Here is a 26,790-nt window from a genome sequence, read left to right as displayed (position 1 = left end):
GTTCGATCCGTAGTCAGTGAATGGGCATGGCGGCGGCTCAGATGCCGCGGTAGATCGTCTTGATCTGGGTGAAGAAGTCCAGGCCGGCCCGGCCCGACTCGCGGAAGGTCGACGTGCTGGAGTGCTTCAGCCCGCCGAACGGCGCGTTGACCAGGTTGCCGGTGGTGGTGCGGTTGATCTTCACGGTTCCCGCCTCGATGTCGTGCGCGAACACGTGCATGTAGTGCGGGTTGCGCGTGGCGATGGCGGCCGACAGCCCGTATTCGGTGTCGTTGGCCTTGGCCAGGGCGTCCTGGAAGTCGCGCGCCTCGATGATGGCCAGCACCGGTCCGAAAATTTCCTCGCGCGCGATGCGCATGTCCTGCGTCACGTCGGTGAACACGGCGGGCGCCACGTAGTAGCCGCGCTCGTAGTCGCCGCCGCTGAGGCGTTCGCCGCCGCACAGGTGGGTAGCCTCGGCGCGGCCGATCTCGATGTACTGCAGGACCGTGTCGAGCTGCTTGGCGGTGGCCAGCGGCCCCAGGTCCATGCCGGCCGCCATGCCGGGGCCGATCTTCAGGGTGCGGATGCGCGCCAGCAGCTTCTCGGTGAAGCGCTGCTTGATCTCGGCGACGGCCACGATGCGGCTGGTGCCCGTGCAGGCCTGCCCGGTCAGCGAGAAGCCGCCCTTGATGGCGAGGTCGACGGCGGCGTCCAGGTCGGCGTCTTCCATGACGATCAGCGGGTTCTTGCCGCCCAGCTCCATTTGCAGCCGGGTCGTCAGGTGCACGCTGCGGTGGATGTGGGCGCCGGCCTGGGTCGAGCCGGTGAACGAAATGGCCCGCACGGCGCGCGAAGTGGTGATGACCGGGCCCACGTCGGCGGCGCGCCCGGTGACGCAGTTGACCACCCCGGCGGGTATGCCGGCATGGGCCAGCGCCTCGACCAGGTGCAGGCCGCTCAGCGGCGCGTCCGACGACGGCTTGAACACCACGGTGTTGCCGGTGATCAGCGCGGGCGCCAGCTTGCGCGCCGGTATGGAAGCCGGGAAATTCCACGGCGAGATGACGGTGACCACGCCGAGCGGCTCGCGATGGCTGTATACGTACTGCAGCGGGTCATCCTGCGGGTAGGTCTCGCCGCCGAAGGTCTGGCCTTCCACCGCGTAGAAGCGCAGGGTCTGCGCGCTGCGCAGGATCTCGTCGCGCGCCTGCGCCAGCGCCTTGCCTTCCTCCAGGGTCAGGTCCTCGGCGAAACGGGCCGCATTGGCCTCCAGGTAACTGGCGGCCTCGTTCAGGATCTTGGCGCGCTTGCCGATGGGCGTGGCGCGCCAGGCATGGAACGCGCGGGTCGCGGCGGCCACCGCGGCTTCGGCATCGGCCGCGCCGGACGCCTGGAAGCGCCCGACCACCATTCCGGTGTCCGCCGGGTTGATGTTGTCGAACGTCCGGCCGGACTGGCAGGGCTGCCACTGGCCGTCGATGTAGTTCTGGTAATGCGTGATGGAGTCGGTCATGCCGCTGCTCGGGTGATGGTTCGGTGATGGGCGGGGCGCCGCGCGGCGGCGCCCCGGCGGCTCAGGCCAGCGCGAGCTCCTCGCGCGGCACGTCGTTGGCCACGTAGTCGTAGTACAGCGCGGTGGTGTACAGCAGCCGCATCTGCGCGCCGATTTCGCAGATGCGCAGGCACTTGGCCTGCAGCTCCGGTGTGTTGGCATGCTCCAGCACGATCTGGTAGCCGCGCTCGCCGTGGATTTCGTCGGACACGATGTGCAGGTCGAAGAACTCCACTTCCTCGTCGGTGAAGCCGTACTTCTCGCGCAGCGTGGGCGTCTGCTTGCGGTAGATGGAAGGCACCTGCGATTCCAGGCCGACCACCAGGCCCGCCACCGCGACCACCGGGTCCTCGCGCATGGCGACGGTGTAGCACCAGGCCTGCAGGCCGCGCGTGGTGGGCGACATGTTGTCGGGGTCGACCACGCGCTCGCGCGTCGTGCCGCAGGCTTCGGCGAAGCGGATCAGCAGATCGGTATGGCGGTCGCCGCCGATCTCTTCCTCGTACATATTGGCCAGCAGGAAGTCCTTCGCCTCGGTCATGTGGTCGGGCGTGCGCGCATACAAGTAGCCGAGGTAGTCGGCGAACGGTCCGACATAGTGATAGTGGTTTTCCGCCCAGCGCGCCAGGTGGGCGCGGCTGAGCTTGCCTTCGGCCCAGGCGACGCTGAAGGGTGCCTTGTTGGCGCTCTTGCCCTTGATGGCGTTCTCGAGCGCGGAGCGGAAGTCGTCGCGATTCATCAGTTCAGTCATGGCTATTACCTCGGTAGTGGATGGGCCGCCGCAAGTCTCGGGTCATGCTGGAATGCGACGATGTAGAATACTGTATACCAGACAGGGCGCAAGTCAATGCATTCGCATCAGGGATAACCCGTAACCGATGCCCGTGTCCCCGGAGGAATGGCGTGGTTCTCTCTATGAAGCGGGCCGCGCGCCGGCGGATAGGGATTTACGCTTATTGGCGGCTGCTTTGATAATCGTATACAGTATACTTATATCGCGCCAACACGCCGCGCAGGAGATGTGTCATGCCCCGAGTCATATTCCACAAGAACGGCCAGACCTATACGGATGAGGTCAAGGCGGGCTCGAACCTGGTCGTGCGGGCCGGGATCAAGCAGTTCCCGTTCCCGCACCTGAGCTATGAGTGCGGCATGGGCAAGTGCGCGCGCTGCGCCTGCAAAGTCGTGGCGGGGGCCGAGCACCTGCCGCCGCCCAACTGGAAGGAAAAGAAGCAGCTGGGCGAGCGCCTGGAGCAGGGCTACCGGCTGGTCTGCCAGCTCTGGCTGGAGCACGACATCGAACTGCGCCAGGAAGCGGCGGCCTGAAGGAGCGGACTCACATGTACGTCATCCTGACTTCCAAGCCCGGCCAGTATCGCACCGAGGCGGGCGCCGATATCGCGCTGCTGGAGGCGTGGGACTACATCCTGTGCGGGCGCGTGCGCGCGCATTTCGAGATCGGGCGCCTGCACCGGGAGACGCGCGTGCGGGTCGTCGAAGAGGACGGCAGCGGCACGGTCAACTGGGTGCCGTCGAAATTCCTGGAACGCTTCGACAGTTATGACGCGGCGCGCCGCGAGCTGGACCAGCTGTGCGCGTTTGGCGGGCTGGATGCCCGCCTGCAGGCCGCCGACCTCGCGGCGGCGCCTTCCGATATCAACCGGCCCTAGACTCATGATCCGCATCACTTTCATCACCAACCAAGGCAAGACCGCCGAGATCGCCGAGAAGACCAACTTGCTGCGCGCCTCGCTGCGCGCGCAGGGCGGCATTCCGTTCAAGTGCGGCGGGGGGCTGTGCGGCACCTGCAAGTGCACGATCGAGAGCGGCCGCGAAAACGTCGACGAGATCAAACCCAAGGAACGCAAGCACCTGACCGAGGAACAGCTGGCGCAGGGCCGCCGCCTGGCGTGCCAGACATTCGTGCACGGCGACATTTCCGTGTCCTGGTAGCGCCCCATGGCATTCGCGCAGAGCCTCATGCAGTTCGGCTCGGACCTGAGCTGGCCGGCGTACCTGGGCATGGGCGTGATGGTGGCGGCGGGAGCCTGGCTGCAGGGCATCGGCGGCCTGGGCTACGCCATGTTCTGCGCACCCATCGCGGCGCTGCTTTTCCCCGTGCTGGTGCCCGGCCCGCTGCTGGCCATCGGCGGGCCGCTGGCGCTGCTGGCATACCTGCGCGAGCGTCCGGCGATGGACTGGCGGGTGGCCGGCGCGACGGTGGCGGGCCGCGTGGCCGGCACCATGCTGGCGGCGGTTTTCCTGGTGTGGTTCAGCGCCCGCACGTTGTCGCTGCTGTTCGCGCTGCTGATCCTGGCGGGCGTGGCGCTCAGCCTCATCGGCTGGCGGGCGCGCCCCAGCCTGCCGAACCTGGCCGCGGCCGGCGTGGCGTCGGGGCTGATGGGCACCATCACCGCCGCCGGCGGGCCGCCCTACGCGGTGGCCATGCAGAGCTTGCGTCCCGCCACCGTGCGCGCCACGCTGGGCATGGTGTTCCTGGTCGGCACGATCGTCTCGCTGGCGGCGTTGAGCTGGGCGGGACGCATGAATGCCGCCCAATGGTGGATCAGCGCGGCCCTGCTGCCCTGGATGTGCGCCGGGTTCTGGCTGTCCACGCCCATGGCGCGGCGCTTTTCCCAGCAGAAGATCCGCCGCTACCTGCTGGCGGTCGCCACGCTGGGCGCGGCCGGCGTGCTGGCCCGCGTGGCGCTGGGTGGCTGATCCGCGTCCGCTTGCTCACTGGAGACACGATGCTACATATCAACGATGCCATGGTCGACGAGCTGGTCGACGCCGCGGCCGCCCAGCAGGTGGTGCGGGACGCCTTCGCGCACTTCGGGCGGGGCGAGGCCGCCATGCAGCAGCGCGAGCGCACCGAGGCCGGCGGCGTGAAGCTGTCGACGCTGGGCGCGGTCATTCCCGGCCAGCAAGTGGCCGGCGCCAAGGTCTACACCACCATCGCCGGCCGCTTCGACTTCGTCATCCTGCTGTTTTCCACCGTCGACGGCCGGCCGCTGGCCACGCTCGAGGCCAACGCCATCACGCGCCTGCGCACCGCCGCCAGCACCGTGGTGGCGGCCGCGCACCTGGCGCGCCCGGATTGCCGCCGCATGATGCTGTACGGCGCCGGCGTGCAGGGTCAGGCGCATGCGCGCCAGTTGGCGCGCGCCTATCCCCTGGAACGCATCATCGTGTCCGACCCGGGCGCCAGCGACGAGCTGTTGCGCGCCATGGAAGACGATTGCCAGGTGGAGGTGCGGCGCAGCCCGGCGCGCGCGCCGGTCGAGGAGTCCGACATCGTGGTGACCGCGACGCGGGCGCGGCAGCCGCTGTTCGACGGCGCCCGCCTCGCGCCCGGCACCTTCGTGGCCGCCATCGGCTCCAGCCTGCCGGACACGCGCGAGCTGGACGACCGCGCGCTGGCGCGCGCCGGGCTGATCGCGGTGGAATGGCTGCCGCAGAGCCGGCGGGAGGCGGGCGACCTGGTGCTGGCCGATCCGGCGCTCGACCTGGGCGGGCGCCTGGTCGAGCTCGGCGCGCTGGTCACCGGCGCCCATCCGGGGCGGCGGCAGGCGAGCGAAATCACCTTGTACAAGGCGGTGGGGGTGGGGCTGGAAGACGTGGCGCTGGCGGGCCTGGCCTACCAGCGCCTGCGCGGAGACAGCGCCGGCGCCTGACGGGCGGCGGCGTCAGGGCTCCATCTGGGCGGCGTTGTAGACGTGGCGGGCGGCCAGCAGGCTGGCCAGCTCGGCGTCGCCCTTGATCACCGCGCGCAGGATCGCGGCGTGTTCTTCCCAGTTCTGCTGTGCCCGCGCGCTGCTGAAGGGCGCGAACAGCACCGCGGTGCGGTCGCGCAGCGACAGCATGACTTCCTGCAGCACGGAATTGGCGGCCACGCGGCCCAGCGCCCCGTGAAAGCGCCGGTTCAGCTGGGTGAGCGTGTCCAGGTCGGCGTCGGCGGCCAGGCGCGTGCCTTCGGCCAGCAAGGCTTCGAGGTCGGCGATCTGGGCCGGGTCGTGGCGTTGCGCCGCCAGCTTGGCGTTGAGGGCCTCGAGCGTGGCGCGCACCTCGACCAGCTCGCGCAGCTGGCCGCGTTCGAACTGGGTGACCGAGGCGCCGCGTCGCGGCTCGATGGTCACCAGCCCGCACGCGGCCAGTTGCCGCAGCGCTTCGCGCACGGGCATGCGCGACACCGAGAATTCTTCCGACAAGCGGCCTTCGACCAGGCGTTCGCCGGGGGCGATGGCGCCGCTGAGGATCTTTTCCCGCAGCGCGTCGACGACCAATTGCGTCAGCGGAGAGTGATTGAGCCCGATGCGGTTGTCTCCGTTGGCGGGGGCCGGGGTCTGCATTGTGTCCATCCGTTTATTCCATCTATCGTGCGTGCGCGTGGGCGATGGCGCGGGCGCTCGCAAGCCAGCATGATGCCTGGCTAATGTATACGGAGATGGATTCGTGTGTCGAGCCGATACCGCCTCGCCGTCACGATTGTCATTGCGCAATGTCAGCGTTGCGCGGCCTCGCGCCGGGCGCGGCGGATCTCGGCGAAGGAACGGGGGTCCTGCATGGCGGGCGCCCACAGGCGCTCGGGCGAGAGGGTGCGCAGACGCGCCGCCTGCCAGGCCACGAAGGCCCGTTCGATGCGGGCCGCGAGGCTGGGGCGGCGGGCGCCGCGCAGGGTGTTCCAGCCGGTGGTGAGGCGGGCGGGTTCCTGGGGTTGGTCGGTGAATTCGAATACGGAGTCAGTCATGGTAAGACCTGTTGCCTGAAATGGCGGACCGCGACGGATGGCCGCGCCGCCGGTGGAGCGAGTCCCTCCATTATAAGGGTTTCTACGGATATCGTATTCACTAAGGCCCGCGGCGGCACAAAAACGACGATTCCGCCGGGCCGTGCGCACCCGCCCGGGGCGCCCGCGTGGTCCAGGGCGGCGCATCCGAAGCGCTTTGCACCATTGCGGTGCATATTTGTATACCGTTCCGTAATCTTTGCCGGGGATTGGCATAGAAATCAGCTGGAATGGCGTCTGCAACGGGTGATTTTCCGGGTAAACACTAGGGGATTTTGCCGTCGTATATGTATATTGTATACGGAGTAGCTTTCTTTACTTGAACATTGGGGAGAAGCAGCCATGGACACTTCGTTGGCCATCGGGCCAGCCCACTGGGCCTATCTGGCCGGCGTGCTGGTGATCATCGTCACGATGGCATTCCGCGCGAACGTGGTCGTGCCGTCGATCATCGCCACCGCCGTCGTGGCGTTCGCCTGGTCCGGCAGCCTGGTCACCGGCATCGGCAGCATCTTCAGCGCCAGCATGACCGCCGCCCGGGAGCTGTTCAACATCTTCCTGATCATCGCCCTGATGACGGCGCTGCTGAACTCGCTCAAGCACATTGGCTCGGACATACGCATGGTGCGGCCCTTTCGCGCCGTGATGACCAACGGGCACACCGCATTTTTCATCCTGGCCCTGGTCACTTATCTGATCTCGCTGTTCTTCTGGCCCACGCCGGCGGTGCCGCTGGTGGCCGCGGTACTGCTGCCGGCCGCCATCGCCGCGGGCCTGCCGCCGCTGGCGGGCGCGATGGCGATCGCCATCGCCGGGCAGGGCATGGCGCTGTCGTCCGACTACGTCATCGGAGTCGCGCCGGGCATCAGCGCCAAGGCGGCCGGCGGCATCAGCGCGGCGCTGGTGGGCGACCGCGCGCTGGTGTTGTCGCTGATCGTCGGCGCAGTGGCGCTGTCGCTGTCGTACTGGAAGATCCGCAAGTTCATCCAGCCGGGCAGCAATGCCTTGCTGGAACGCTGGGAGCTCACGCCTACCGGCCTGGGCCTGCAGCCCGTGCAGGGCGCGGGGCCCTACGACAAGGCCGAGATCGCGCGCGGCACGGCGCACGAGCACGATCTGGCCACGGACGCCGAAATCGAAGCCGAACTGCGGCGCGACGATCACGCCGGGGCCTCGCGCATGTTCGCCATCATCACGCCGCTGGCCTTCCTGCTGGTGGTGCTGGTGATGATCGCGCCCAAGTTCGTCAACGGCGCGCCCGAGCTGAAGGGCGGCGAAGCCGCCATGCTGATCGGCGGCGTCGCGGCGCTGCTGATGATATGGGCCACCATGGCGGCCGAGGGCTGTCGCAAGATGCTCGACCTGGCCGCGGACCACCTGACCGACGGCTTCGTGTTCGCCTTCAAGGCCATGGGGTCGGTGCTGCCGATCGCCGGCTTTTTCTTCATCGGCTCGGACAGCACGGCGGGCAGCATCCTGGGCATTCCGGCCGGCCAGCACGTGCCCAACCTGCTGTTCGAACTGGTGCAGGCGGGCCAGCACCTGATCCCGGACAGCCAGCTGCTGGTGGGCCTGGGCGTGCTGGCGATGGGCATGATCACCGGCATCGACGGCTCCGGCTTCTCGGGCTTGCCGCTGACGGGCACGGTGGCGGGCGCGCTCGGGCCCGCGGCCGGCGTCGAGCCCGCCGCGCTGGCCGCCATCGGCCAGATGGGGGCGGTCTGGACCGGGGGCGGCACGCTGATCGCCTGGTCGTCGCTGATCGCGGTGGCGGGGTTCGCCCGCGTGCCGGTGCTGGAAGTGGCGCGCGCCCTGTTGATTCCGGTGGTGTGCGGACTGGTGCTGGCCACCGTGGCGGCGGTGCTGCTGTGGGGCGTGGCGTGATGCCGCGTCAGTGGCGGCGCAGCGTGAACGCCGGGCGCACCTGTCCGGTGCGCAGCCCGGCCGCGTTGCGCAGTTCGGGCCGCGCCAGCGCGTGCAGGGCCGAGCCGGGCGCGCCGGCGGCCAGGCCGAGCTGCCGGAGCGCCTCGATAGCGGCGGCATAGACGGCGGCCATGTTGCCGTCGGAGACTTTCACCGCGATGCCCAGCCCCTCGCTGCGCAGCCCGAGGCCCTGCACGCCGTCGGCCCCGACCTTGGCGACCCAGTCGCCCGGCGCCGCGCTCATGAACGCCAGGTCCGAGCGCCGTGAGCCGGACACCAGGAAAGGGTGGCTCACCATGGCGTCGTACAGCAGGCGCAGCGCCGCCGCCATGTCGCCGCGCCGGGCGCCCGACGCGGCCAGGCCGGCATAGCCGCGCGCCAGCGCGGACAGGGGCAGCGCGTAGGTGGGCGCCGAACAGCCGTCCGTCCCGATGCGCAACGCCTCGGCCGGCGTGCCGCACGCCCGCGCGATGGCGCCGCGCACCGCGGCCTGCAGAGGGTGGCCGGCCGCCAGGTAATCGTGCCGCCCCAGCCGGTGCTGCGCACAATACGCCAGGAACCCGGCATGCTTGCCCGAGCAATTGTGGTGCAGCGGGGTCGGCTGGAAACCGGCCGGCGCGCTCGCGCCGGGCATCTCGAAGGCAATCGGCACATGGCAGCCGCACTGCAATTCGACGGGCGCGCAGCCGGCGCGCTCCAGGATGGCGGAAACGCCCGCCACGTGCTCGTCCTCGCCGGAGTGGCTGGCGCACAGCAGCGCCAGGTGCCGGGATGGCAGGCCGAAATGCTGCGCGCCGCCGGCCCGTACGAAGGGCAGCGCCTGGAATGGCTTGAGCGCGGAACGCGCGAAAGTCAGGGCGTCGGGGTCGCCGGCGCTGGCCACCAGGCGGCCGTCGGCGTCCACCACGGCAATCGAGCCGTAGTGCTGGCATTCCACGGTGTCGCCGGCGGCGTCGGGGCCGCCGCGCGTGCGTTCGATGAGCAGCGTATGCGCGGGCATGTGGCGGCCTGGCGGCGTCAGTCGCGCGGCTCGCCGCTGGCGCGCCAGTCGGCCTCGCTCCAGCGCGGCACTTCGACCAGTTCGCCCTGGTAGGTGTACCAGCCGCCGCCATGCATGCGGCCCACCAGGTCGAGGTTCGGGGTGTCGATGTAGCAGCGGTCCGCGTCCAGCACCGCGTCGTCGCGCACATGGAAGGCCAGGATCTCGGCCACGACGATGCGCCGCTCGGGGCCCATGTCCAGGATCTGGCGCACCACGCATTCCATGGCGACCGGGCTGTCGGCGATGCGCGGCGGCGCCACCTTGTGCGAGGCGGCGATCGCCAGGCCGGCGGCCTGCAGCTCGTCGACGCCGGGAGCGAAGTCGATGGCCGTGACGTTCATGCGCTTGAGCAGGGCCGCGGACACCATGTTGACCACGAAACCCGAATCGACGCGCAGGTTGGCGCCCGTGTCCTTGGGGCCGTCCGGCCGCGAGCCCACGCCGATGCAGACAATCGGCGGGTCGCCCGACATGGCGCCGAAGAACGAGAACGGCGCGGCGTTGTTGCGCCCCTGCTCGTCCTGGCTGACCACCCAGGCGATCGGGCGCGGCACGATCGTCGAGGTCATCAGCTTGTAGGCATTGCGGCGGTCGATGGCGGACAGGTCGAAATACATGGCGTGGGGTCTCCTACGGCACGATGGACAGGCCGATGCGGAACTGCGATTTGTTGCGCTGGTCGTAGCCCAGCAGCGTTTCGCCGTAGCCGTTGAAATACTGCAGGTGCAGGTAGCCGTTCATGTCGAGCCAGGTACGGCGCAGCGGCCAGGCGAAATCGAGCTGGGTGGTGCGATGGCGGCTGGCGCCCTGGCGGTACATGGCCGAAATGACGGCGCCGTTGTCCTGGGCCCAGCGCAGGTTCCAGTCGACGAAGCCGGCGTAGTCGCGGTAATCGGAATTCTCGTCCGCCACGCCGACATAGGCCTTGATCTTGGGCGCGAAGGTCAGGGTGCTGCCGCCGTCGAAACGGTAGTTGATCGCCGGCTGCACATAGGCGTCGTTGAGCGAGCGCGAGTCGTCGCCGCTCTTGCCGTTGGACATGTGCTCGATACCGGTGTTCAGGCCCAGCCGCCAGTGCTGAGTGGGCGAGGTCCATAGGTTGTCGGACAGCCAGAACACGCTGGGGTTGAAGGTCGTGTCGATGAACGGCATCGAATCGCCCTGCAGGTCCCACAGCGAAGTCTGCGTGTAGCCCAGGTAGAAATTCTCGCCGAAGGTGGCCGGGCGGCCGCCGGGCGGGGTGAACAGCCGGTACTTGGCGCTGATCTGGAAGCGCGCGGTGGTGCGGCCGCGCGTGCCGATGTCGAAGTACATGGGTTGGTATTCGGAGATCGCCCCCCGGAAGGCGTCGAACGCGGTGGGCTGGGCGTGGAACTGGCTGCGCGCCGCGTCGGCGGGCGCCGGCCCGGCGTCCGGCTGGGCGCCGGCGGCGGTGACGGCGGCCACCGGCACGGGCGCGCCGGTGCTGGCGTCGACCACCGGCCCCTGGGCCGGCGCGCTGGCCAGCGTGCCGCTTTCGCGGCCCGACACGTCCAGCGCCATCATGGTGGGCTCGCCCTCGATCGACAGGGCCTGCAGGCCCTGCGCCTGGCGGGGCACCACCGTGCTCCAGGCCACGCGGGCGAAATTGTTCACCGGGATGTTCAGCGGCGCCTGCGGGCTGGCCAGCGATGCCATGCTGCGCACAATGGCGCCGTCGGCGCCGCGCCATTGCACCACCAGTTGCGCCGGCGGCTGCCATTGCGCGCCGGTTTCGCCGTCGTTGAAATAAACGGCCTGGATCTGCACCGTCTCGCCGGGCGAGGCGGCCGGGCGTTCGAGCTGGTAGGTGATGCCGGCCGTGGCCGGCGTCGCGAGCCCCAGCAGCGCCGCCAGGACCGGCGCGCGCAGCGGGGAGGGGATAGCAGTGTCCGAAAACATGATGAAGCAGGGAAATTAGATGACGACGCACTGTAGCACCGCATCAGGGGGCTCCTGCAACCGCATGTAAGCAAACGATTGCGCGGGCCCCGCGCGAGGCCCGCTATGCGCCGAACTTGATGCCCTGCGCGAGCGGCAGTTCGCGCGAATAATTGATGGTGTTGGTGGCGCGCCGCATGTAGTTCTTCCAGGCATCCGAGCCGGACTCGCGGCCGCCGCCGGTTTCTTTCTCGCCGCCGAACGCGCCGCCGATCTCGGCGCCCGAGGTGCCGATGTTGACGTTGGCGATGCCGCAGTCCGAGCCGGCGGCCGACAGGAAGGTCTCGGCTTCGCGCAGGTCGTTGGTGAAGATCGCCGACGACAGGCCCTGCGGCACGCCGTTATGCATGGCCAGCGCCTCGTCGAAGGCGCTGTAGCGCATCACGTACAGGATCGGCGCGAAAGTCTCGTGGCATACCACGTCGGTCTGCCCCGGCATCTCGACGATGGCCGGCCGCACGTACCAGGCGTCCGGATAGGTGTCGGCCAGCACGCGTTCGCCGCCGGTCACGGCGCCGCCCTGTTCGCGCGCGGCCACCAGGGCCTGCTGCATGGCGTCGAAGGCGGCGCGGTCGATCAGCGGCCCCACCAGGGTGCCGGCGTCGAGCGGATTGCCGATCGGCGCGCTGGCATACGCGGCGCGCAGGCGCGCCAGCAGGTCGTCGGCGATGCTCTCGTGCACGATCAGGCGGCGGGTGGTGGTGCAGCGCTGCCCGGCCGTGCCGATGGCGCCGAACACGATGCCGCGCGCCGCCATGTCGAGGTCGGCCGACGGCGCCACGATGATCGCGTTGTTGCCGCCCAGCTCCAGCAGCACCCGGCCGAAGCGCTGCGCCACGCGCGGCGCCACCTGGCGCCCCATGCGCGTGGAGCCGGTGGCCGACACCAGCGCCACGTCGTGCGAGTCGACCAGCGTCTCGCCCACCTGGCGACCGCCGATCAGCACTTCCAGCAGGCCCGCCGGCGCGTCGCCGAACTGCTGCAGCGCCTGCGCGAACAGCGCCTGGCAGGCCAGGGCGGTCAGCGGCGTTTTTTCGGACGGCTTCCATACCACGGCGTTGCCGCATACCAGCGCCAGCGCGGTATTCCACGACCACACCGCGACCGGGAAATTGAAGGCGCTGATCACGCCGACCACGCCGAGCGGATGCCAGGTTTCCATCATGCGGTGGCCGGGGCGTTCGGAGGCGATGGTCAGGCCGTACAGTTGTCGCGACAGGCCCAGCGCGAAATCGCAGATGTCGATCATTTCCTGGACCTCGCCTTCGCCCTCGGCCAGGATCTTGCCCGCCTCCAGCGACACCAGCCGGCCCAGGTCGCGCTTGTGGCGGCGCAGCACCTCGCCGAACAGCCGCACCAGCTCGCCGCGGCGCGGCGCCGGCACCAAGCGCCACGCCTGGCTGGCCTGGCGCGCCCGCGTGATGGCCGCGTGGGCCTGCGCCACCGTGTGTTCGTGCACTTGCGCCAGGCGCGCGCCGTCGATGGGGCTGTGCGCCGCCAGCGTGCCGCCCTGCAGGACGGTGTCGTTCAGGCCGAGGGCGCGCAGGATCTCTTGGGGCGTGGTCATCGGTGGTCTCCTTGGGGCGGCAGCGTTAGGGAAATGCCTAAGTGGAATCGCGGCAGAAAAATTTACTATACGAAACTCTGACGTCGAATGCGAAACCTTTTTTTGGGATGGCAGCCCGTGCCGGATCCATTGGTCGTGGTCGAAGCAGTACACAAGACCTTTCATCGCGAAGGGCAGCCGCCGCATGCGGCGCTCACCGACATCCACTGCCGCATCGAGCGCGGCGAAGTGCTGGTGGTGGTCGGGCCGTCGGGCTCGGGCAAGAGCACCTTGCTGCGCACGCTCAATGGGCTGGAGTCGATCGACGCGGGCGATATCCGCATCGACGGCGTGTCGATCTCGGACGCCGCCACCGACCTGAACCGCTGGCGCACCGAAGTGGGCATGGTGTTCCAGCATTTCAACCTGTTCCAGCATCGCACCGCCCTGGACAACGTCGCACTGCCGCAATGCGTGGTGCGCAAGCGCAGCCGCGCCGAGGCCGAGCGCTATGCGCGCGGGCTGCTGGAGCGGGTCGGCATGGCCGAGTTCGGTGCCCGCTATCCCAGCCAGCTATCCGGCGGACAGCAGCAGCGGGTGGCGATCGCCCGGGCGCTGGCGATGGACCCGAAGCTGATGCTGTTCGACGAGGCGACCTCGGCGCTCGATCCCGAGACCGTCGGCGGCATTCTCGACCTGATGCGCGAGCTGGCCCGCGACGGCATGACCATGGCCGTGGTCACCCACGAGATGGGCTTCGCCCGCGACGTGGCCGACCGCGCGCTGTTCATGGACGGCGGCCGCATCGTCGAAGAGGGCGCGCCCGAGATGCTGTTCCGCGCGCCGCGGCATCCGCGCACGCGGGCGTTCCTGGACAAGATTCTGTAGCACCCGCGCCGGCCGCCGCAGGGCGCGCGGCCGGCGCGGCAACCACTGCAGTACCGCCCGGCGTGTTCCGCACCCGGCGGCCCATACCACCAGAGAGGGTCTTGATATGCAGAAAATCAAACAATGGCTGGGCATCGCGACACTGGCCGTGACCGCGGCCTGCGCCGCCTCCGCGGCGCGCGCCGATGCGCTGGACGACATCCTCAAGCGCGGCGAATTCCGCGTGGCGGTCCAGACGTCCGGCCCGCTGATGAGCTTCATGGACAAATCCGGCAAGCGCACCGGCCTGGCGGTCGAGCTGGCGCGCCGCATGGCCGACGACCTGGGCGTCAAGCTGGTGCTGCAGGACTACGAATGGAAGGGCCTGATCCCCGCGCTGCTGGCCGGCAAGGCCGACATGATCGCCGCCGACATGACGCCGACGCCGCAGCGCGCCGCGCAGATCCTCTTCTCGGCGCCGATGTTCTATGCCGAGACGGTCGCCGTGGTGCCGGCCGACTCACCGTACAAGCATTTCAACGAGCTCAACAAGGCGGACGTCACCATCGGCGCGCTGGGCGCCAGCACCTATGCGGAAGCCACCCGCAAGCTGCTGCCGCAGGCCAAGCTCAAGGAGTTCTCCGGCGGCAGCGCGCCGGTGGGCCAGGCCCTGTCGAGCAACCGCCTCGACGCCGGCGTGATGGCGCTCAGCACCGCCAACCAGTTCGTGGCCGACTTCAAGAACCTGCGCGTGCTGGATGGTGTCATGGTGCGCGAGCCCCTGGCGTTCGCGGTGGCGCCCGACGCCTATCGCCTGAAGTTCTGGCTGGACAACTGGCGCGAACTGCGCACCGCCGACAACTCGCTGCCGGACGCGGTCAAGTACTGGTATTCCACCGACTGGAAGAAGGAACATTGATGGCGGTCCGGCGCATGGTCCGCTGGCGTGCCGACAGGTCATAGCCCATGAACTGGCTGATCGACTACTACAACTGGCGCATCGTCGGCCAGTACACCGACCAGTTCATCGCCGGACTGGCCAACACGCTGATCGCGGCGGGCGCCAGCCTGGTGCTCGCGGTGGCGCTGGGCGTGCCGGTGGCGCTGGCGCGCATGGCGCACCGGGGCCTGGTCTGGCGCCCGGCGGCCGGGTATATCCAGTTCATCCGCGCCACGCCGCTGCTGGTGCAGATCTACCTGGTGTATTACGCGCTGCCGGCTTTCATACCCGCCGCCAAGGGCTGGAGCGAGATGATCCTCGGCATCGTCGCGCTCACGCTGCACCATACGGCCTACATGAGCGAGATCGTGCGCGTCGGCATCCAGTCGGTGCCGCGCGGCCAGATCGAGGGCGCCAAGGCGGTCGGCATGAATTTCGGCCAGCGCCTGCGCTACGTGGTGCTGCCCCAGGCGTTCGCCAATACCCTGCCGCCGCTGCTCGGCCAGACCGCCGTGCTCATCAAGGACACCTCGCTGCTGTCGCTGATCGCGGTGTTCGAGCTGGTGGCCGCCGGCGTGCTGATGAACAGCGAGCGCATCGTGCCGAACGAGAGTTTCCTGACTATCGCGGCCGGATACCTGTTGATCTACGCCTTCATGCTGGGGCTGTCGCGGCTGGTCGGCCTGTGGCTGGCCGGTCCCGCCTGGAACGCGAGGTAACGCATGCTGCAAGAATACCTGTCGACCGCCGTGACCGTGATGCCCTTCCTGCTCAAGGGCTTCCTGGAAACGCTGAAGGTGTCGTTCGTGGCCATCATCGCCGGCTCGGCGCTGGGGTTCGTCATCGGCGTGCTGCGCAGCTACCGCATCCGGGTGCTGCACCAACTGCTGGGCCTGTATATCCACGTGCTGCGCGGCACGCCGTTCCTGGTGCAGCTGTACGTGTTCTATTTCGTGCTGCCCAGCAGCGGCGTGGCCTGGCTGGAATGGGATTCCGACACGGCGGCCTTCGTGTCGCTGTCGGTGTACACGTCCAGCTACGTGGCCGAGATCGTCATGGGCGCCATCCAGGCGGTGCCGCGCGGCCAGACCGAAGGCGCCATGACGCTGGGGCTCAAGCCTCTGCAGATCCTGCGGCTGGTGGTGCTGCCGCAGGCCATGCGGCTGATCGTGCAGCCGATGAGCGGGGTATACGTCATGCTGATCAAGAGCACCGCCATCCTGTCGGTGGTCGGCATTACCGAACTGACGCGCCAGGGCGAGGTCTTCATGATTACCTACCCCAGCAAATCGCTGTTCATCTACGCCCTGATCGCGCTGATCTATTTCATATACTGCTATCCCTTGCTGCGCCTGGCCAACTGGGTCGAAAAGCGGGTCGCCGGGTCGCTGGCGCCGGCCTCGCTGGCCTGAGCCGCACGCCGACGCCAGTATCCCAAGCCGGTCTGCACGCCGAGCCACCATGGTTTCCGACTACATCGACACCTTCTACAAGCGCACGCTGGGCGATGCGCACACGCGCTACGACGCGCTGGCCGGGCTGGCCGACACCGAGGTCTGCGTCGTGGGCGGCGGCCTGGCCGGCCTGACCGCCGCGCTGGAACTGGCGCGCCGCGGCCGGCAGGTGACCTTGCTGGAGGCGCGCCGCGTCGGGTGGGGCGCCTCCGGCCGCAATGGCGGGTCGGTATCGCCGGCGTTTTCGGCCGGCGCCGACCTGATCCGCAAGCGCGTCGGCCAGCGCGGCTACGAGGCGTTGTACCGCTTGTCCATCGAAGGCGTGGAAATCATCCGGGCCAACATCCGCGACTTGGCCATCGACGACGCCCGCAAGGTCGACGGCCGGCTGCGCGTGCTGCGCTACGACGACACCGATGCGCTGCGCCGCTATTGCGATGAGCAGCGCCAGTTCGGGCGCGACGTGCAACTGCTGGCGCGCGACGAGGTGCGCGAACTGCTGCGGTCCGAGGCCTATTTCCAGGGCATCTACGACCCGGCCTCGTTCCATTTTCATCCGCTCAACTATGCGCGCGCGCTGGCGCGCGAATGCGTGCGCCTCGGCGTGCGCATCCACGAGGATTCCCCGGTGCGCTCGGCCGACCTGGCGGGCGCGGTCAAGCGCCTGGCCACGCCCGAGGCCACCATCGAAGCGCAGACGGTACTGATCGCCACGGGGGGCTATACCGACGGGCTGGTCCCGGCGCTGCGGCGCGCCATGTTGCCCATCGCCACCTACATCATGCTGACCGAGCCGCTGGGCGAACGGGTGCGCGAGGCCATCTGCACCGATGCGGCCATCGGCGACACGCGCCGCGCCGGCAATTACTACCGGGTCGTGGAAGGCGGGCGCATCAGTTGGGGCAGCCACATCACCACGCGGATCGACGACCCGCCCGACCTGGCCGAGTCGCTGCGCGCCGAGCTGTTGTCGGTGTACCCGCAGCTGGCCGGGGTGCGCGTCGAAGTCGCCTGGTCGGGCCGCATGTCCTATGCGCGGCACCTGATGCCGCAGATCGGCAGGCTGCAGCCCGGCGTCTGGTATTGCACCGCGTTCGGCGGACACGGCATGAACACCACGGCCATCGGCGGCCGGGTGGTGGCGGAAGGCATCTGCGGCGAGAGCGAGCGCTATCGCCAGTTCGCGCCGTTCGGGCTGGACTGGAACGGCGGCCCGCTGGGCACCGCGGCGGTGCAGATGACGTACTGGTCGTACCAGGCCCGCGACTGGCTGCGCGAACGCCGCTCACGCGCATGAAAGGGGAACGCCCATGCAAGGCACCAAGCAAGGCGCCCTGGCGCAACGGCTGCGCGACCTGCGCAAGGCGCGCGACTGGACCCTGAAGCAGGCTGCCCAGGCCACCGGCGTCGCCGCCTCGACGCTGTCCAAGATCGAGAACGGCCTGCTGTCGCCCACCTACGACAACCTGCTGAAGATCGCCGCCGGGCTGGAGCTGGACGTGGCCGAGCTGTTCATGCCGTCGCACGAGCACATGGGGACCGGCCGCCGCTCCATCAGCCTGCGCGGCGAGGGGCGCTCCTACGAAACGCCGTACTACGACCACCGGCTGCTGTGCAACGCGCTGTCGCACAAGCGCATGATGCCGTTCTATACGCGGGTCAAGGCGCGCTCGTTCGGCGAATTCCAGGACTGGAGCCGGCACCGCGGCGAGGAATTCGTCTACGTGCTGAGCGGCGAGATCGAGCTGTACACCGAGTACTACCAGCCGGCCCGCCTGGCGGCCGGAGAGAGCTTCTATATAGACAGCCGCATGGGGCACCGGGTGATCAGCGTCGGCGCGGAAGACGCCATGGTGCTGTGGGTGTCGACCGCCGCCGAACTGGACGGCGAGTGAGGCAAGCGGGATAGCCGGCACGGTACAATTGCCGCGCGTTATCATACGCGCAGGCCAGCAACCCGCCCTTAGCTCAGTTGGATAGAGCACTCGCCTTCTAAGCGAGCGGTCACACGTTCGAATCGTGTAGGGCGGGCCACCCCCGCGGATTCCGGTCCCCCAGGAGGCGAGAACCATGAGAAAGCAAAGTGCGTTATTGGCTGGCGGCGTGCTCCTGGCATGTTCCGTCTCGGCGCAGGCGGCCAGCATGGCCTTCATGAACCACACCATCCTGACCAGCATCCCCAAGCAGGACCTCGCCGATTTTCGCGCCACGGTCCACGATGTGCTGGAAAGCCAGCCCGATGGCGCCAGTTCCACCTGGACCAGCTCCGCGCCGCGGCGCGGCCAGCCGGTCAGCGTGAAAATGACCGTCGACCACACCGTCGAGACCCAGAAGGCCAGCAAATGCCGCCAGCTCGACGCCCTGGTCAGCAGCGGCGCCGGCTCGGAAGACTGGTCGTTCCTGTTCTGCCGGCAGCCTTCGGGGCAGTGGAAGGCCAGCCATAATTGACGGCCGGCGCGGCCGCCCGGCTGGCCGGACGTGGGCCGGGCTGGTGGATGCGGCTGCCGCCTAGAGATACGGCGACGCCAGCCAGATGATCTTGTTGCGCAGGCGCTTGGCGAACGGCTGGCTGTACAGGTGCTCCAGCGTCACCAGCCGCGCGTTGGCGATGTGCCCGTCGATGCGCGCCGCGATCCAGTCGGCCAGCGCGCGGTCGTAGACCTCCGTGTCCAGCTCGAAATTCAGCCGCAGGCTGCGCGGGTCCAGGTTCGACGAGCCGACGTACGACCAGGCCCCGTCGATGGTCATCAGCTTGGAATGGTCGAACGGGCCGGACGCCCGCCAGACGCGGCAGCCCGTGCGGACGATCTGGTCCAGCTGCGCGTTCATGGCGTAGTTGACCAGCCGCAGGTTGTTGCGGCCCGGGATCACGATGTCCACCGTGATGCCGCGGCGCGCCGCCGTCGCCAGCGCGCCGATCAGCGGCTGGTCGGGCAGGAAGTAGGGCGACTGGATGCGCACGTGGCGCTGCGCCACGGCCAGCGCGCCCAGCAGCATGTTGCGGGTGCTGACCACGGCCCGGTCGGGGCCGGAGGGCACGCAGCGCATCGGGACGGTGCCGGGCGCCGGCACCGGCGGGGGGAACCACAGCGCGCCGTCCAGGGTCTCGTGCGTAGTGAAATTCCAGTCGTGCGCGAACACCGACATCAGCTGCGCCACGATCGGGCCTTCGAGCTGGAAATGGACATCGCTATTGGTGTCGTCGCCGGCCAGCGCGCGCACGAAGGCCGCGCGCACGTTCATGCCGCCGGTAAAGCCGATGCGGCCGTCCACCACCAGGATCTTGCGGTGGCTGCGCAGGTTGGCGTACGGCATGCGCATGATGCCCAGCGGGTTGGTCATGAAGCGTGCCGTGCGCACGCCGCCGCGCTGCAGCCGGCGGATGATGGGAGGGCGCGAGTACTTGCTGCCGATGGCGTCGATCAGCACGCGCACCTGGACCCCGCGTTCGTGCGCCTCGATCAGCGCCTGCGCCACTTCGCGGCCGATGGCGTCGCTGTCGAAGATGTAGCTTTGCATGGCGATGCAATGGCGCGCCGCGCGGATGGCCTGCAGCATGGCCGGGTAGGTCTCGTCCCCGCCGGAAAGCGGCCGCACGATGTTGCCGCCCAGCAGCGGAAAACGGCTGACCCGGTCGCCCAGCGTCTTCAGCGAGGCAAACTGGACGGCGGAATAGGGCACCACGTCGTCGACCGGCGCCTGCGCATGGCCGGCGTAGGTCAGCATGGCCTCGTCGCGCTGCTGCGATACGCGGGTGTGGTGGATGCGGTTCACGCCCGCCACGAAATAGAACAGGGCGCCGAACAGCGGCGAGAACAGCGCCACCCCTACCCAGCCGATGGCGGCGCGCACATCCTGCTTGGTCATCGCCGCATGCACCGCCGCGCCGGTGCCGGCCACCACGCTGACGCCGAAGACCAGGTGCGGCCAATATTCGTTCAGAAGCTCGTGGAAGCGATCCATATCTACTTATAGAAGCCCGAATGAGTCACGCCGGCCGCGCCCCAGCACGCGGCGGCGGATGCGCCAGGATAGCAAGGCGCGGCCCGCTGGGGAACGGTTCCCCGCGGCGGCCAGGCAAGACTGCAGGCCGGAAAAAATATGCTAGAATGCGGCCTCTTTGCAGTAGCAACGGTGGCTGTAGCTCAGTTGGTAGAGTCCCGGATTGTGATTCCGGTTGTCGTGGGTTCGAGTCCCATCAGCCACCCCAATAAACTGCCGTGAGATCAAGACGTTACGCCGCTCCCTCGAGCGGCGTTTTCGTTTGTCGCGGCCGCCGGCGCCGCGCCGCCTTCCCGTCGCGCATAAACCACCAGCCGCAGGTGCCGGTCCTCGTCGATGATCAGCGAGGTGTGCTCGAACGGTTCGGCCTTGCCGTCAACGATCAGGTTGCGCACGCCATTGCAAGGGGCGTGGACATCATGCTTGTCCCACCATGCCTTGAATTCCGGCGACACTTGTTTCAGCTCGTCCGCCAGTTCGTGGATATCGGTCTGCTGGGTGGCGCGGGCAAAGTCGCGGCGAAAGCTCGACAGCATCAGCGGCGCCTGCTCCTCCCAGGCGTCCACGCGCTCGCGCAGGCCGGGGTCGGTGAATAGCAGCCACAGCAGGTTGCGGCGTTCGGGTGGGTGCGCCCCGAAGGAAAAAAGCCGATCGGCGGGCGTGTTGAATGCCAGCACATCCCAGCGCAGATTCAGCACATAAGCCGGATGCGGCGCCAGGTCTTGCATCAGCCGCAGCACGAGCGGCGGCACCACGCACCATGTCTTGCCCGGTTCGGCGGGCGGCCGTTCATGGGCCAGCAGGAATAGGTGCCGCCGTTCGGCGGCGTCCAGCTTCAGCACCCGCGCCAGGTTGTCCAGGAAGGTGGCCGACACGCCGATGGCGCGTCCCTGTTCCAGCCATGTGTACCAGGTAAGGCCGACGCCGGCGAGGGCGGCGACTTCTTCGCGCCGCAGCCCGGGCGTGCGACGGCGCCTGCCGCTGGGCAAGCCTACATCGGCCGGCGACAGGCGCTCGCGGCGCGCCCGCAGGAAGGCGGCGAGGTCGTGGCGCGTGCGTTCCAGGGTTCGCATGAGCCTATTCCATTGCCTTTGGTAATAGCATAAATGGCTAAATTGTAATTGCTTAAAAGGGCGTTGAGAATGCTGGCCTCACTTCCCTGGATCAGCAAGATGTGCACCAAATTTCCGCTTTCCGACTTGCCCGCCCACGCTTCCCCGCGGTCCTCCTGGCTGGGGCTGTCCGTGTTGCTGCTGGGCGGGTTCGTGACGATCTTCGACTTGTTCGTGGTCAATGTGGCCATTCCCAGCATGCAGGCCGGGCTGGGCGCGAGCTTGTCGCAGATAGGGTTCATCGTGGCCGGCTACGAGCTGGCTTTTGGCGTGCTGCTGATTACCGGCGGGCGGTTGGGCGATCGGTTCGGACGCCGCCGCCTGTTCGTCGCGGGCATGGCGGGCTTTACGCTGGCCTCGCTATTGTGCGGTCTGGCGCCCAGCGCCGGGTTTCTGGTCGGCGCGCGGGTATTGCAGGGGTGGGCTGCGGCCTTGCTGTTTCCGCAGGTCTATGCTTCGATCAGGGTCAACTTCGAGGGCGACGACCGCCGCCGCGCTTTCGGGCTGCTGGGGATGACGCTGGGCCTGGCTGCCATCGCGGGCCAGGTGCTGGGCGGCTGGCTGGTGCATGCCGACTTGTCGGGGTTGGGCTGGCGCAGCATCTTCCTCATCAACGTACCCATCGGCCTGTTCGCATTGGCCGCCGCGCGCGGCATTCCGGAAACCCGTGCGCCGTTCCGCCCCGGCCTGGACTGGCCGGGCGTGGCGCTGGTCAGCGCGGGGCTGGCGCTCTTGCTGGTTCCGCTGATCGAAGGGCCTGGCCAGAATTGGCCGGCCTGGAGCATCGCGTCGCTGGCCGCGGCGGTGGCGCTGCTCGGGCTGTTCTGTCGGCAGCAAGAGCGCCGGCGCACGAGCGGCCAGTTGCCGCTGGTGGACATGCGCCTGCTCGGGCAACGCCGTTTCGCGCTGGGAGCCTTGCTGGTGCTGCTGGTCTATTCCACGTCCAGCTCCTTCTTCTTGTGTTTCGCCTTGTTGACGCAGACCGGGCTGGGGCTGGATGCCTTTGCCGCGGGCAGCATTTTCGCGCCGTGCAGCGTGGGCTTCGTGCTGGCGTCGCTAGCCGCGCCGCGGCTGGCGGGGCGATGGGGCGTCAAGGCCATCGTCGCGGGGGCGTTGGTCTACGCGGCTTCGATCGGGGTGCTGGTCGCGCAGGTGCAGACGGCGGGCGCGACGCTCGCGCCGGCACGGCTGATCCCCGTCCTGGTCGTGGTCGGGGCCGGTCAGGGCCTTATCATGACGCCGCTGTTGAACCTGGTGCTGGGGCTTGTCGAAGAGACTCATGCCGGCATGGCGTCGGGAGTGATTTCGACCGTCCAGCAGGTCGGCGCGGCGCTGGGCGTGGCGGTGGTCGGGATGCTGTTCGCCGGCGCGCTTGCGGCAAGCGACGCGGGGGCGGCGCAGGCCGGCCGATATGCCTCGGCCTTCGTCGCGGGGATGCTGTACAACCTGGGCGCGGCCCTGCTGGTTTGCGTGTTGCTGATCACGCTGGCGAGAACGCCGCGGCTATGTCATGAAGCGGGTTCGGTCCGGTAGACTGTGCGCACCTCGCCGTCGGGCGTGTTCGACGATATGTACGAACCCTCGGCGCCCCTTCGATATCAAAGGACCTCCATCATGCGGGAAGATCGCCTGGCCCGGCTAGTGCCCGAACTGCTTGTCACCGACCTGTCGGCCAGCCTGAAGTTCTGGGTCGATCTCTGCGGGTTCTCCATTTTGTACCAGCGCGAGGAGGAACGCTTTGCCTTCCTGGACCTGGACGGGGCGCAGGTGATGCTCGATGAATTGCGCGGCAACGGCCGCTGGGTTACCGGACCCCTGGACAGGCCATTCGGCAGGGGGCTCAATCTGGAAATCAAGGTGGCCGCCGTAGAACCGCTCATCGCCGGCTTCGAGGCCGGAGGCTGGCCGTTGTATCAAGGGCTGGAGGAGCAGTGGTACCGCAGCAACGATGTCGAGATCGGCGTGCGGCAGTTTCTTGTCCAGGACCCGGACGGCTATTTGCTGCGATTTTCCGCCCGGATCGGTACGCGGCCCTGCCCGGGCCGATAGCCGGCGCGCCAGGCCCGGGCCGCCTCACTCCCCCCGATACCCCAGCCGGCGCGAGACTTCCAGCGCGCAGGCGCGCAGCGGCCGCGCCACGGCGCCATCGAAGTCGCTGTCGAAGGTCACCGACGGCCCCATGACGAGAATGCCCAGCGCCAGGTGGCCGGCCGAGTCGAACACCGGCGCGCACAGGGCGTCGATGCCGGGGATGGGCTGGCTCAACGAGCGCGACATGCCGTGGCGGCGCGTTTCCGCCAGGGCGGTCTCGAAGGCCTCGGTGGTGATGCTCACCCGCGCGCCGCTGCGCGCGCCGGGATAGGCGCGGTCTTCCTGCAGGGCGCGCTCGACGATCTTGTGCGGCAGGTACGCCGCGAACAGCCGTCCGGTCGCCGTCGTCGTCAATGCCATCACGGTGCCCGTGCGCAGGTTCACGTGCATGGGTTCGATCGGTTCTTCCAGCCGCACGATGGTGGGGCCCAGGTTGCCCCAGACGGCCAGCGCCACGCTCTGGCGGGTCTCGGCGGCCAGGGGCTCGATGAACTGCGTGGCTTCCTTGACCGGATCCAGGCGCTGCAGGCGCGCGAAGCCCAGCTGCAGGGCGAGCGGCCCGAGCTCGTAGTGCCCGGCATCGTTCTGCGTGACAAACCCCACCTTCAGGAAGCTCACCATGTAGGGGTGGGCCTTGCCGGTTGTCATGCCGGCGGCGCGGGCCAGGTCTTTCAGCGCGATGGGTCGCACATGGCGCGCCAGCTGGAGCAGCAGCGCGCTGCCTATTTCTACGGATTGGATGCCGCGCCGGTTTTTTTCCATGGGCAGATCTGCAGCCTGTTTTTCAAGAATCATCGGCATAGGGTAAACCACGACATTAACGGATGCGTTCGTCTAATACGTACTATTCGATACTATCATACGCATTGACAATTATCAGATGAGCGGTACAGAATGGCCGGGCACATCAAGAAAAGCGGAGACATGGCATGGCGCAAGAGGACGTTGCGGTAGACGTGCTGGTGGTGGGCACCGGCGCATCCGGCATGGCGGCGGCGATCACCGCGGCCTCGCAGGGGCTGAAGGTGCTGGTGGTGGAAAAGGAGAGCCGCTACGGCGGGACGACGGCGCGCTCGGGCGGATGGCTGTGGGTGCCCGGCACGCACCTGGCGACAGAGCAGGGTATTCGCGAGCCCGCCGGCGCGGCCAAGGAATATCTGCGGCACGAGGCGACCACGCATTTCGACGAGGCGCGGGTCGACGCCTTCCTGGAGAACGGGCCCAAGGCCATCGAGTTCTTCACGCGCAACACCTGCGTGCAATTCGACATGCCGGCGGTGTTTCCCGACTATCACGCCGAAGCGGTGGGCGGGCAGCCGGGCGGGCGGTCGATGGTGACGCGCCCGTTCGACGGGCGCGAACTCGGGACGCGCGTCAAGCAGCTGGCGCCGGCGCTGCCGGAACTGACGGTGTTCGGCATGATGCTGGGCTCGGGGGCCGAGATCAAGCACTTCATGCGGGCCTTCAAGTCGCCGGCGTCGTTTGCTTATGTGGCCAGGCGCCTGGCGCGGCACTTCCTGGACGTGCTGCGCCATGGCCGTGGCATGACGCTGACCAATGGCAATGCGCTGGCGGGCCGCCTGGCCAAGGCCGGCATGGACTTGAATATTCCGGTATGGCTGTCCGCGCCGGTCACGCGCCTGCTGTTCGAGGACTGCCGCGTGACCGGCGCCATCGTGCGGCGCGAGGGCCGCGAGCTGCGGGTGCGCGCCTCGGCCGGCGTGGTGCTGGCCTGCGGCGGTTTTCCCTACGACATCGAACGGCGCCGCGCGCTGTTCCCGCATGCGCCTACCGGCCAGGAGCACTTCTCGCCTTCGCCTTCGACCAACACCGGCGACGGCTTGCGCCTGGCGGAGTCGGTCGGCGGCGTGGTGGACGGCACCATCCCGCATGCCGCGGCCTGGGTTCCCACTTCCGTGACCACGCGCCCGGACGGCAGCCAGGGTGTCATGCCGCATTTCATCGACCGCGCCAAGCCCGGCGTCATCGCCGTCACGACCGAGGGGCGCCGCTTCACCAACGAAGGCAACTCTTATCACGACTTCGTGCAGGCCATGGTCGCCGCCTGCCGCGGCAAGCCGCAGGTCTCGGCCTGGCTGCTGTGCGACCACAGGGCCCTGCGCAACTACGGCCTCGGCTGCGTGGCGCCTTTCCCGATGCCGATCGGCCGCCACCTGAAGTCCGGCTATCTGAAGCGTGGCGCCAGCGTGGCGGAGCTGGCGGGCAAGATCGGCGTGGACCCCGCGACCCTGCAGGCCACCATCGAGGAATTCAACGAAGGCGCCCGGCGCGGCGAGGACCCGGCTTTCGGCAAGGGCAGCAAGGCCTACAACCGATACCAGGGCGACGCCAGCGTGACGCCCAATCCCTGCCTGGCGCCGCTGGAGCACGGCCCCTACTACGCGATCAAGCTGGTGGTGGGCGACATCGGCACCTTCGCCGGCCTGGTGACCGATGCGCGCACGCGCGTGCTCGACGCGCAGCGCCAGCCGATCGCCGGGCTGCACGCGGTGGGCAACGATGCCGCCAGCGTGATGGGCGGCAATTATCCGGGCGCGGGCATCACGCTGGGGCCGGCGCTGACCTTCGGCTATATCGCCGGCATGCAGCTGGCGGCCGCCGCCCGCGGGCGCGCCGCGCAGGGCGAGCCCGCGATGGCCGCGACCGCGGCCGCAATGGCCTGAATACCGCTGCCAGACGCGAACATCACCAGGAGGACTGCATGCATTATCCCGACACCATCGCGCCGCCGCTCTTGCCGGGCAGGCTGGCCCTGGTGACCGGCGCGGGCCAGGGCAATGGTCGCGCCATTGCCCTGGGGCTGGCGCAAGCCGGCGCCCGCGTCATCGTGACCGATATCAATGCCGCCGCCGTGGAAGAAACCGCCGCGCAGGTGCGCGCCGGGGATGGCACGGCCTGGGCCTTCCCCCTGGACGTGACTTCGGCCGACGCCTGCCGCACGCTCGCCGCGCGGGTGGGCGCCGAGATCGGCGCGGTGGACCTGCTGGTCAACAACGCCGGCATCATCATTCGCGAGAACACCGGCAGCCCCAGGGCCGAGGCCAACTGGAAGGCGACACTGGACGTGAACGTGCACGGCACCTTCAACGTGACCCATGCGTGGCTGCCCGCGCTACGCGCCACGCGCGGCTGCATCGTCAACCTGGCGTCGATCGCGGCCTTTGCGGGACAGGCGGGCAGCCTGGGCTACTCGCCTTCGAAGGGCGCGATCAAGATGTTCACGCAGTCGCTGGCCGCTGAACTGGCGCCGCACGGGGTGCGGGTCAATGCGCTGGCGCCGGGCGTGATCGCCACGCCCATGACGGCGGCCACGCGCGAAGACCCGGACCGGCTGGCGGCGTTCATGACGCGCATTCCGATGGGTCGGGTCGGCGAGACCGACGACCTGGTCGGGCCGGTGATATTCCTTGCCTCCGACATGGCGCGTTATGTCACGGGCGTGACGCTGCCGGTGGACGGAGGTTTCCTGGCGGTCTGAGCCGCCCGCCCGCAACTGTCCGCATAGTCATA

The 26,790-nt window shown here is 68.7% G+C and carries 28 protein-coding genes and 2 tRNA genes; 19 read left to right on the top strand and 11 right to left on the bottom strand.

The window, feature by feature from the left end:
* Positions 1-37: 37 nt before the first annotated feature.
* The gene (locus CAL24_RS16395; protein WP_094807212.1) at positions 38-1,495 is read right to left on the bottom strand and encodes an aldehyde dehydrogenase family protein; all 1,458 of its coding nucleotides are present in this window, start codon (positions 1,493-1,495) and stop codon (positions 38-40) included.
* Positions 1,496-1,556: 61 nt separating this feature from the next.
* Positions 1,557-2,285 (bottom strand): TenA family transcriptional regulator, encoded by a 729-nt coding sequence (locus CAL24_RS16390; protein WP_028353265.1) that lies wholly within the window; start codon positions 2,283-2,285, stop codon positions 1,557-1,559.
* Between the two features lie 275 nt (positions 2,286-2,560).
* Between CAL24_RS16390 and CAL24_RS16385 the strand changes: the two genes are divergently transcribed.
* From CAL24_RS16385 to CAL24_RS16365, 5 genes are read left to right on the top strand one after another with little or no spacing between them, the layout of a single operon-like run.
* A complete protein-coding gene (locus tag CAL24_RS16385; RefSeq protein ID WP_028353266.1) occupies positions 2,561-2,860 on the top strand; it encodes a 2Fe-2S iron-sulfur cluster-binding protein in 300 nt (99 codons plus the stop codon).
* A 14-nt stretch (positions 2,861-2,874) separates the two neighbouring features.
* Positions 2,875-3,204, top strand: coding sequence for a hypothetical protein (locus CAL24_RS16380; RefSeq protein WP_028353267.1), 330 nt, complete (start codon positions 2,875-2,877; stop codon positions 3,202-3,204).
* A gap of 4 nt (positions 3,205-3,208) precedes the next feature.
* Positions 3,209-3,487, top strand: coding sequence for a 2Fe-2S iron-sulfur cluster-binding protein (locus CAL24_RS16375; RefSeq protein WP_028353268.1), 279 nt, complete (start codon positions 3,209-3,211; stop codon positions 3,485-3,487).
* A gap of 6 nt (positions 3,488-3,493) precedes the next feature.
* Positions 3,494-4,255, top strand: a complete 762-nt coding sequence (locus CAL24_RS16370; RefSeq protein WP_028353269.1) for a sulfite exporter TauE/SafE family protein — start codon at positions 3,494-3,496, stop codon at positions 4,253-4,255.
* A 29-nt stretch (positions 4,256-4,284) separates the two neighbouring features.
* On the top strand, positions 4,285-5,211 hold the full coding sequence (locus CAL24_RS16365; RefSeq protein WP_094807211.1) for an ornithine cyclodeaminase family protein: 927 nt from the start codon (positions 4,285-4,287) through the stop codon (positions 5,209-5,211).
* A 12-nt stretch (positions 5,212-5,223) separates the two neighbouring features.
* On the opposite strand, the gene CAL24_RS16360 is transcribed toward CAL24_RS16365, so the two are convergent.
* Together CAL24_RS16360 and CAL24_RS16355 are read right to left on the bottom strand one after the other, a co-directional pair.
* Complete coding sequence (locus tag CAL24_RS16360) at positions 5,224-5,895, bottom strand: GntR family transcriptional regulator (RefSeq protein WP_038853044.1); 672 nt, start codon at positions 5,893-5,895, stop codon at positions 5,224-5,226.
* A 143-nt stretch (positions 5,896-6,038) separates the two neighbouring features.
* Positions 6,039-6,284 (bottom strand): hypothetical protein, encoded by a 246-nt coding sequence (locus CAL24_RS16355; RefSeq protein ID WP_028353272.1) that lies wholly within the window; start codon positions 6,282-6,284, stop codon positions 6,039-6,041.
* A gap of 381 nt (positions 6,285-6,665) precedes the next feature.
* On the opposite strand from CAL24_RS16355, the gene CAL24_RS16350 reads away from it, so the two are divergent.
* Positions 6,666-8,207: a hypothetical protein gene (locus CAL24_RS16350; protein ID WP_094807210.1), complete on the top strand. Its 1,542-nt coding sequence runs from the start codon at positions 6,666-6,668 to the stop codon at positions 8,205-8,207.
* Between the two features lie 7 nt (positions 8,208-8,214).
* Here CAL24_RS16350 and CAL24_RS16345 read toward each other — a convergent pair whose 3' ends face one another.
* From CAL24_RS16345 to amaB, 4 genes are all read right to left on the bottom strand, one after another.
* Complete coding sequence (locus tag CAL24_RS16345) at positions 8,215-9,246, bottom strand: asparaginase (protein ID WP_094807209.1); 1,032 nt, start codon at positions 9,244-9,246, stop codon at positions 8,215-8,217.
* A 17-nt stretch (positions 9,247-9,263) separates the two neighbouring features.
* Positions 9,264-9,905 (bottom strand): flavin reductase family protein, encoded by a 642-nt coding sequence (locus tag CAL24_RS16340; protein WP_028353275.1) that lies wholly within the window; start codon positions 9,903-9,905, stop codon positions 9,264-9,266.
* Between the two features lie 13 nt (positions 9,906-9,918).
* Positions 9,919-11,208: a phospholipase A gene (locus tag CAL24_RS16335; RefSeq protein ID WP_038853047.1), complete on the bottom strand. Its 1,290-nt coding sequence runs from the start codon at positions 11,206-11,208 to the stop codon at positions 9,919-9,921.
* Positions 11,209-11,311: 103 nt separating this feature from the next.
* Positions 11,312-12,814, bottom strand: coding sequence for an L-piperidine-6-carboxylate dehydrogenase (gene amaB / locus CAL24_RS16330; RefSeq protein ID WP_028353277.1), 1,503 nt, complete (start codon positions 12,812-12,814; stop codon positions 11,312-11,314).
* A gap of 87 nt (positions 12,815-12,901) precedes the next feature.
* Here amaB and CAL24_RS16325 point away from each other — a divergent pair, with 87 nt between their 5' ends.
* The 8 genes from CAL24_RS16325 (at position 12,902) to CAL24_RS16290 (ending at position 18,502) form a co-directional block, all read left to right on the top strand.
* A complete protein-coding gene (locus CAL24_RS16325) occupies positions 12,902-13,681 on the top strand; it encodes an amino acid ABC transporter ATP-binding protein (protein ID WP_432759293.1) in 780 nt (259 codons plus the stop codon).
* 106 nt (positions 13,682-13,787) lie between these two features.
* Positions 13,788-14,579 carry an ABC transporter substrate-binding protein gene (locus tag CAL24_RS16320; protein WP_028353279.1) on the top strand — a complete coding sequence of 264 codons (792 nt, stop codon included), beginning with the start codon at positions 13,788-13,790 and terminating at the stop codon, positions 14,577-14,579.
* A 47-nt stretch (positions 14,580-14,626) separates the two neighbouring features.
* The gene (locus CAL24_RS16315; protein ID WP_028353280.1) at positions 14,627-15,319 is read left to right on the top strand and encodes an amino acid ABC transporter permease; all 693 of its coding nucleotides are present in this window, start codon (positions 14,627-14,629) and stop codon (positions 15,317-15,319) included.
* A 3-nt stretch (positions 15,320-15,322) separates the two neighbouring features.
* Complete coding sequence (locus tag CAL24_RS16310) at positions 15,323-16,012, top strand: amino acid ABC transporter permease (protein ID WP_094807208.1); 690 nt, start codon at positions 15,323-15,325, stop codon at positions 16,010-16,012.
* Positions 16,013-16,061: 49 nt separating this feature from the next.
* Positions 16,062-17,351 carry an NAD(P)/FAD-dependent oxidoreductase gene (locus tag CAL24_RS16305; protein WP_094807207.1) on the top strand — a complete coding sequence of 430 codons (1,290 nt, stop codon included), beginning with the start codon at positions 16,062-16,064 and terminating at the stop codon, positions 17,349-17,351.
* Between the two features lie 13 nt (positions 17,352-17,364).
* Positions 17,365-17,949: a helix-turn-helix domain-containing protein gene (locus CAL24_RS16300; protein ID WP_028353283.1), complete on the top strand. Its 585-nt coding sequence runs from the start codon at positions 17,365-17,367 to the stop codon at positions 17,947-17,949.
* 62 nt (positions 17,950-18,011) lie between these two features.
* A tRNA-Arg gene (locus CAL24_RS16295) sits at positions 18,012-18,088 on the top strand.
* Positions 18,089-18,124: 36 nt separating this feature from the next.
* Complete coding sequence (locus CAL24_RS16290; RefSeq protein ID WP_051439298.1) at positions 18,125-18,502, top strand: hypothetical protein; 378 nt, start codon at positions 18,125-18,127, stop codon at positions 18,500-18,502.
* 60 nt (positions 18,503-18,562) lie between these two features.
* Here the strand turns inward: CAL24_RS16290 and CAL24_RS16285 are convergent, their stop codons facing one another.
* Positions 18,563-20,017, bottom strand: a complete 1,455-nt coding sequence (locus CAL24_RS16285; RefSeq protein WP_028353285.1) for a phospholipase D-like domain-containing protein — start codon at positions 20,015-20,017, stop codon at positions 18,563-18,565.
* Positions 20,018-20,188: 171 nt separating this feature from the next.
* Here CAL24_RS16285 and CAL24_RS16280 point away from each other — a divergent pair.
* Positions 20,189-20,264: transfer RNA gene (locus CAL24_RS16280), tRNA-His, on the top strand.
* A gap of 16 nt (positions 20,265-20,280) precedes the next feature.
* On the opposite strand, the gene CAL24_RS16275 is transcribed toward CAL24_RS16280, so the two are convergent.
* Positions 20,281-21,129 (bottom strand): helix-turn-helix transcriptional regulator, encoded by an 849-nt coding sequence (locus CAL24_RS16275; protein ID WP_094807206.1) that lies wholly within the window; start codon positions 21,127-21,129, stop codon positions 20,281-20,283.
* Positions 21,130-21,228: 99 nt separating this feature from the next.
* On the opposite strand from CAL24_RS16275, the gene CAL24_RS16270 reads away from it, so the two are divergent.
* Both CAL24_RS16270 and CAL24_RS16265 read left to right on the top strand, forming a co-directional pair.
* Positions 21,229-22,701 (top strand): MFS transporter, encoded by a 1,473-nt coding sequence (locus CAL24_RS16270; RefSeq protein WP_094807307.1) that lies wholly within the window; start codon positions 21,229-21,231, stop codon positions 22,699-22,701.
* A gap of 81 nt (positions 22,702-22,782) precedes the next feature.
* A complete protein-coding gene (locus CAL24_RS16265; protein WP_094807306.1) occupies positions 22,783-23,217 on the top strand; it encodes a bleomycin resistance protein in 435 nt (144 codons plus the stop codon).
* Between the two features lie 24 nt (positions 23,218-23,241).
* On the opposite strand, the gene CAL24_RS16260 is transcribed toward CAL24_RS16265, so the two are convergent.
* Positions 23,242-24,021: an IclR family transcriptional regulator gene (locus CAL24_RS16260; protein ID WP_028353290.1), complete on the bottom strand. Its 780-nt coding sequence runs from the start codon at positions 24,019-24,021 to the stop codon at positions 23,242-23,244.
* A gap of 167 nt (positions 24,022-24,188) precedes the next feature.
* On the opposite strand from CAL24_RS16260, the gene CAL24_RS16255 reads away from it, so the two are divergent.
* Both CAL24_RS16255 and CAL24_RS16250 read left to right on the top strand, forming a co-directional pair.
* On the top strand, positions 24,189-25,943 hold the full coding sequence (locus CAL24_RS16255; RefSeq protein WP_094807205.1) for an FAD-dependent oxidoreductase: 1,755 nt from the start codon (positions 24,189-24,191) through the stop codon (positions 25,941-25,943).
* Between the two features lie 38 nt (positions 25,944-25,981).
* Positions 25,982-26,758 carry an SDR family NAD(P)-dependent oxidoreductase gene (locus CAL24_RS16250; RefSeq protein WP_094807204.1) on the top strand — a complete coding sequence of 259 codons (777 nt, stop codon included), beginning with the start codon at positions 25,982-25,984 and terminating at the stop codon, positions 26,756-26,758.
* The last annotated feature ends 32 nt before the right edge of the window (positions 26,759-26,790 follow it).

The sequence above is a fragment of the Bordetella genomosp. 2 genome (assembly GCF_002261345.1).
GTDB lineage: Bacteria > Pseudomonadota > Gammaproteobacteria > Burkholderiales > Burkholderiaceae_B > Bordetella_A.
Note: the sequence above shows the minus strand (reverse complement) of the source record. Positions and strands in the feature narration are given on the sequence as shown.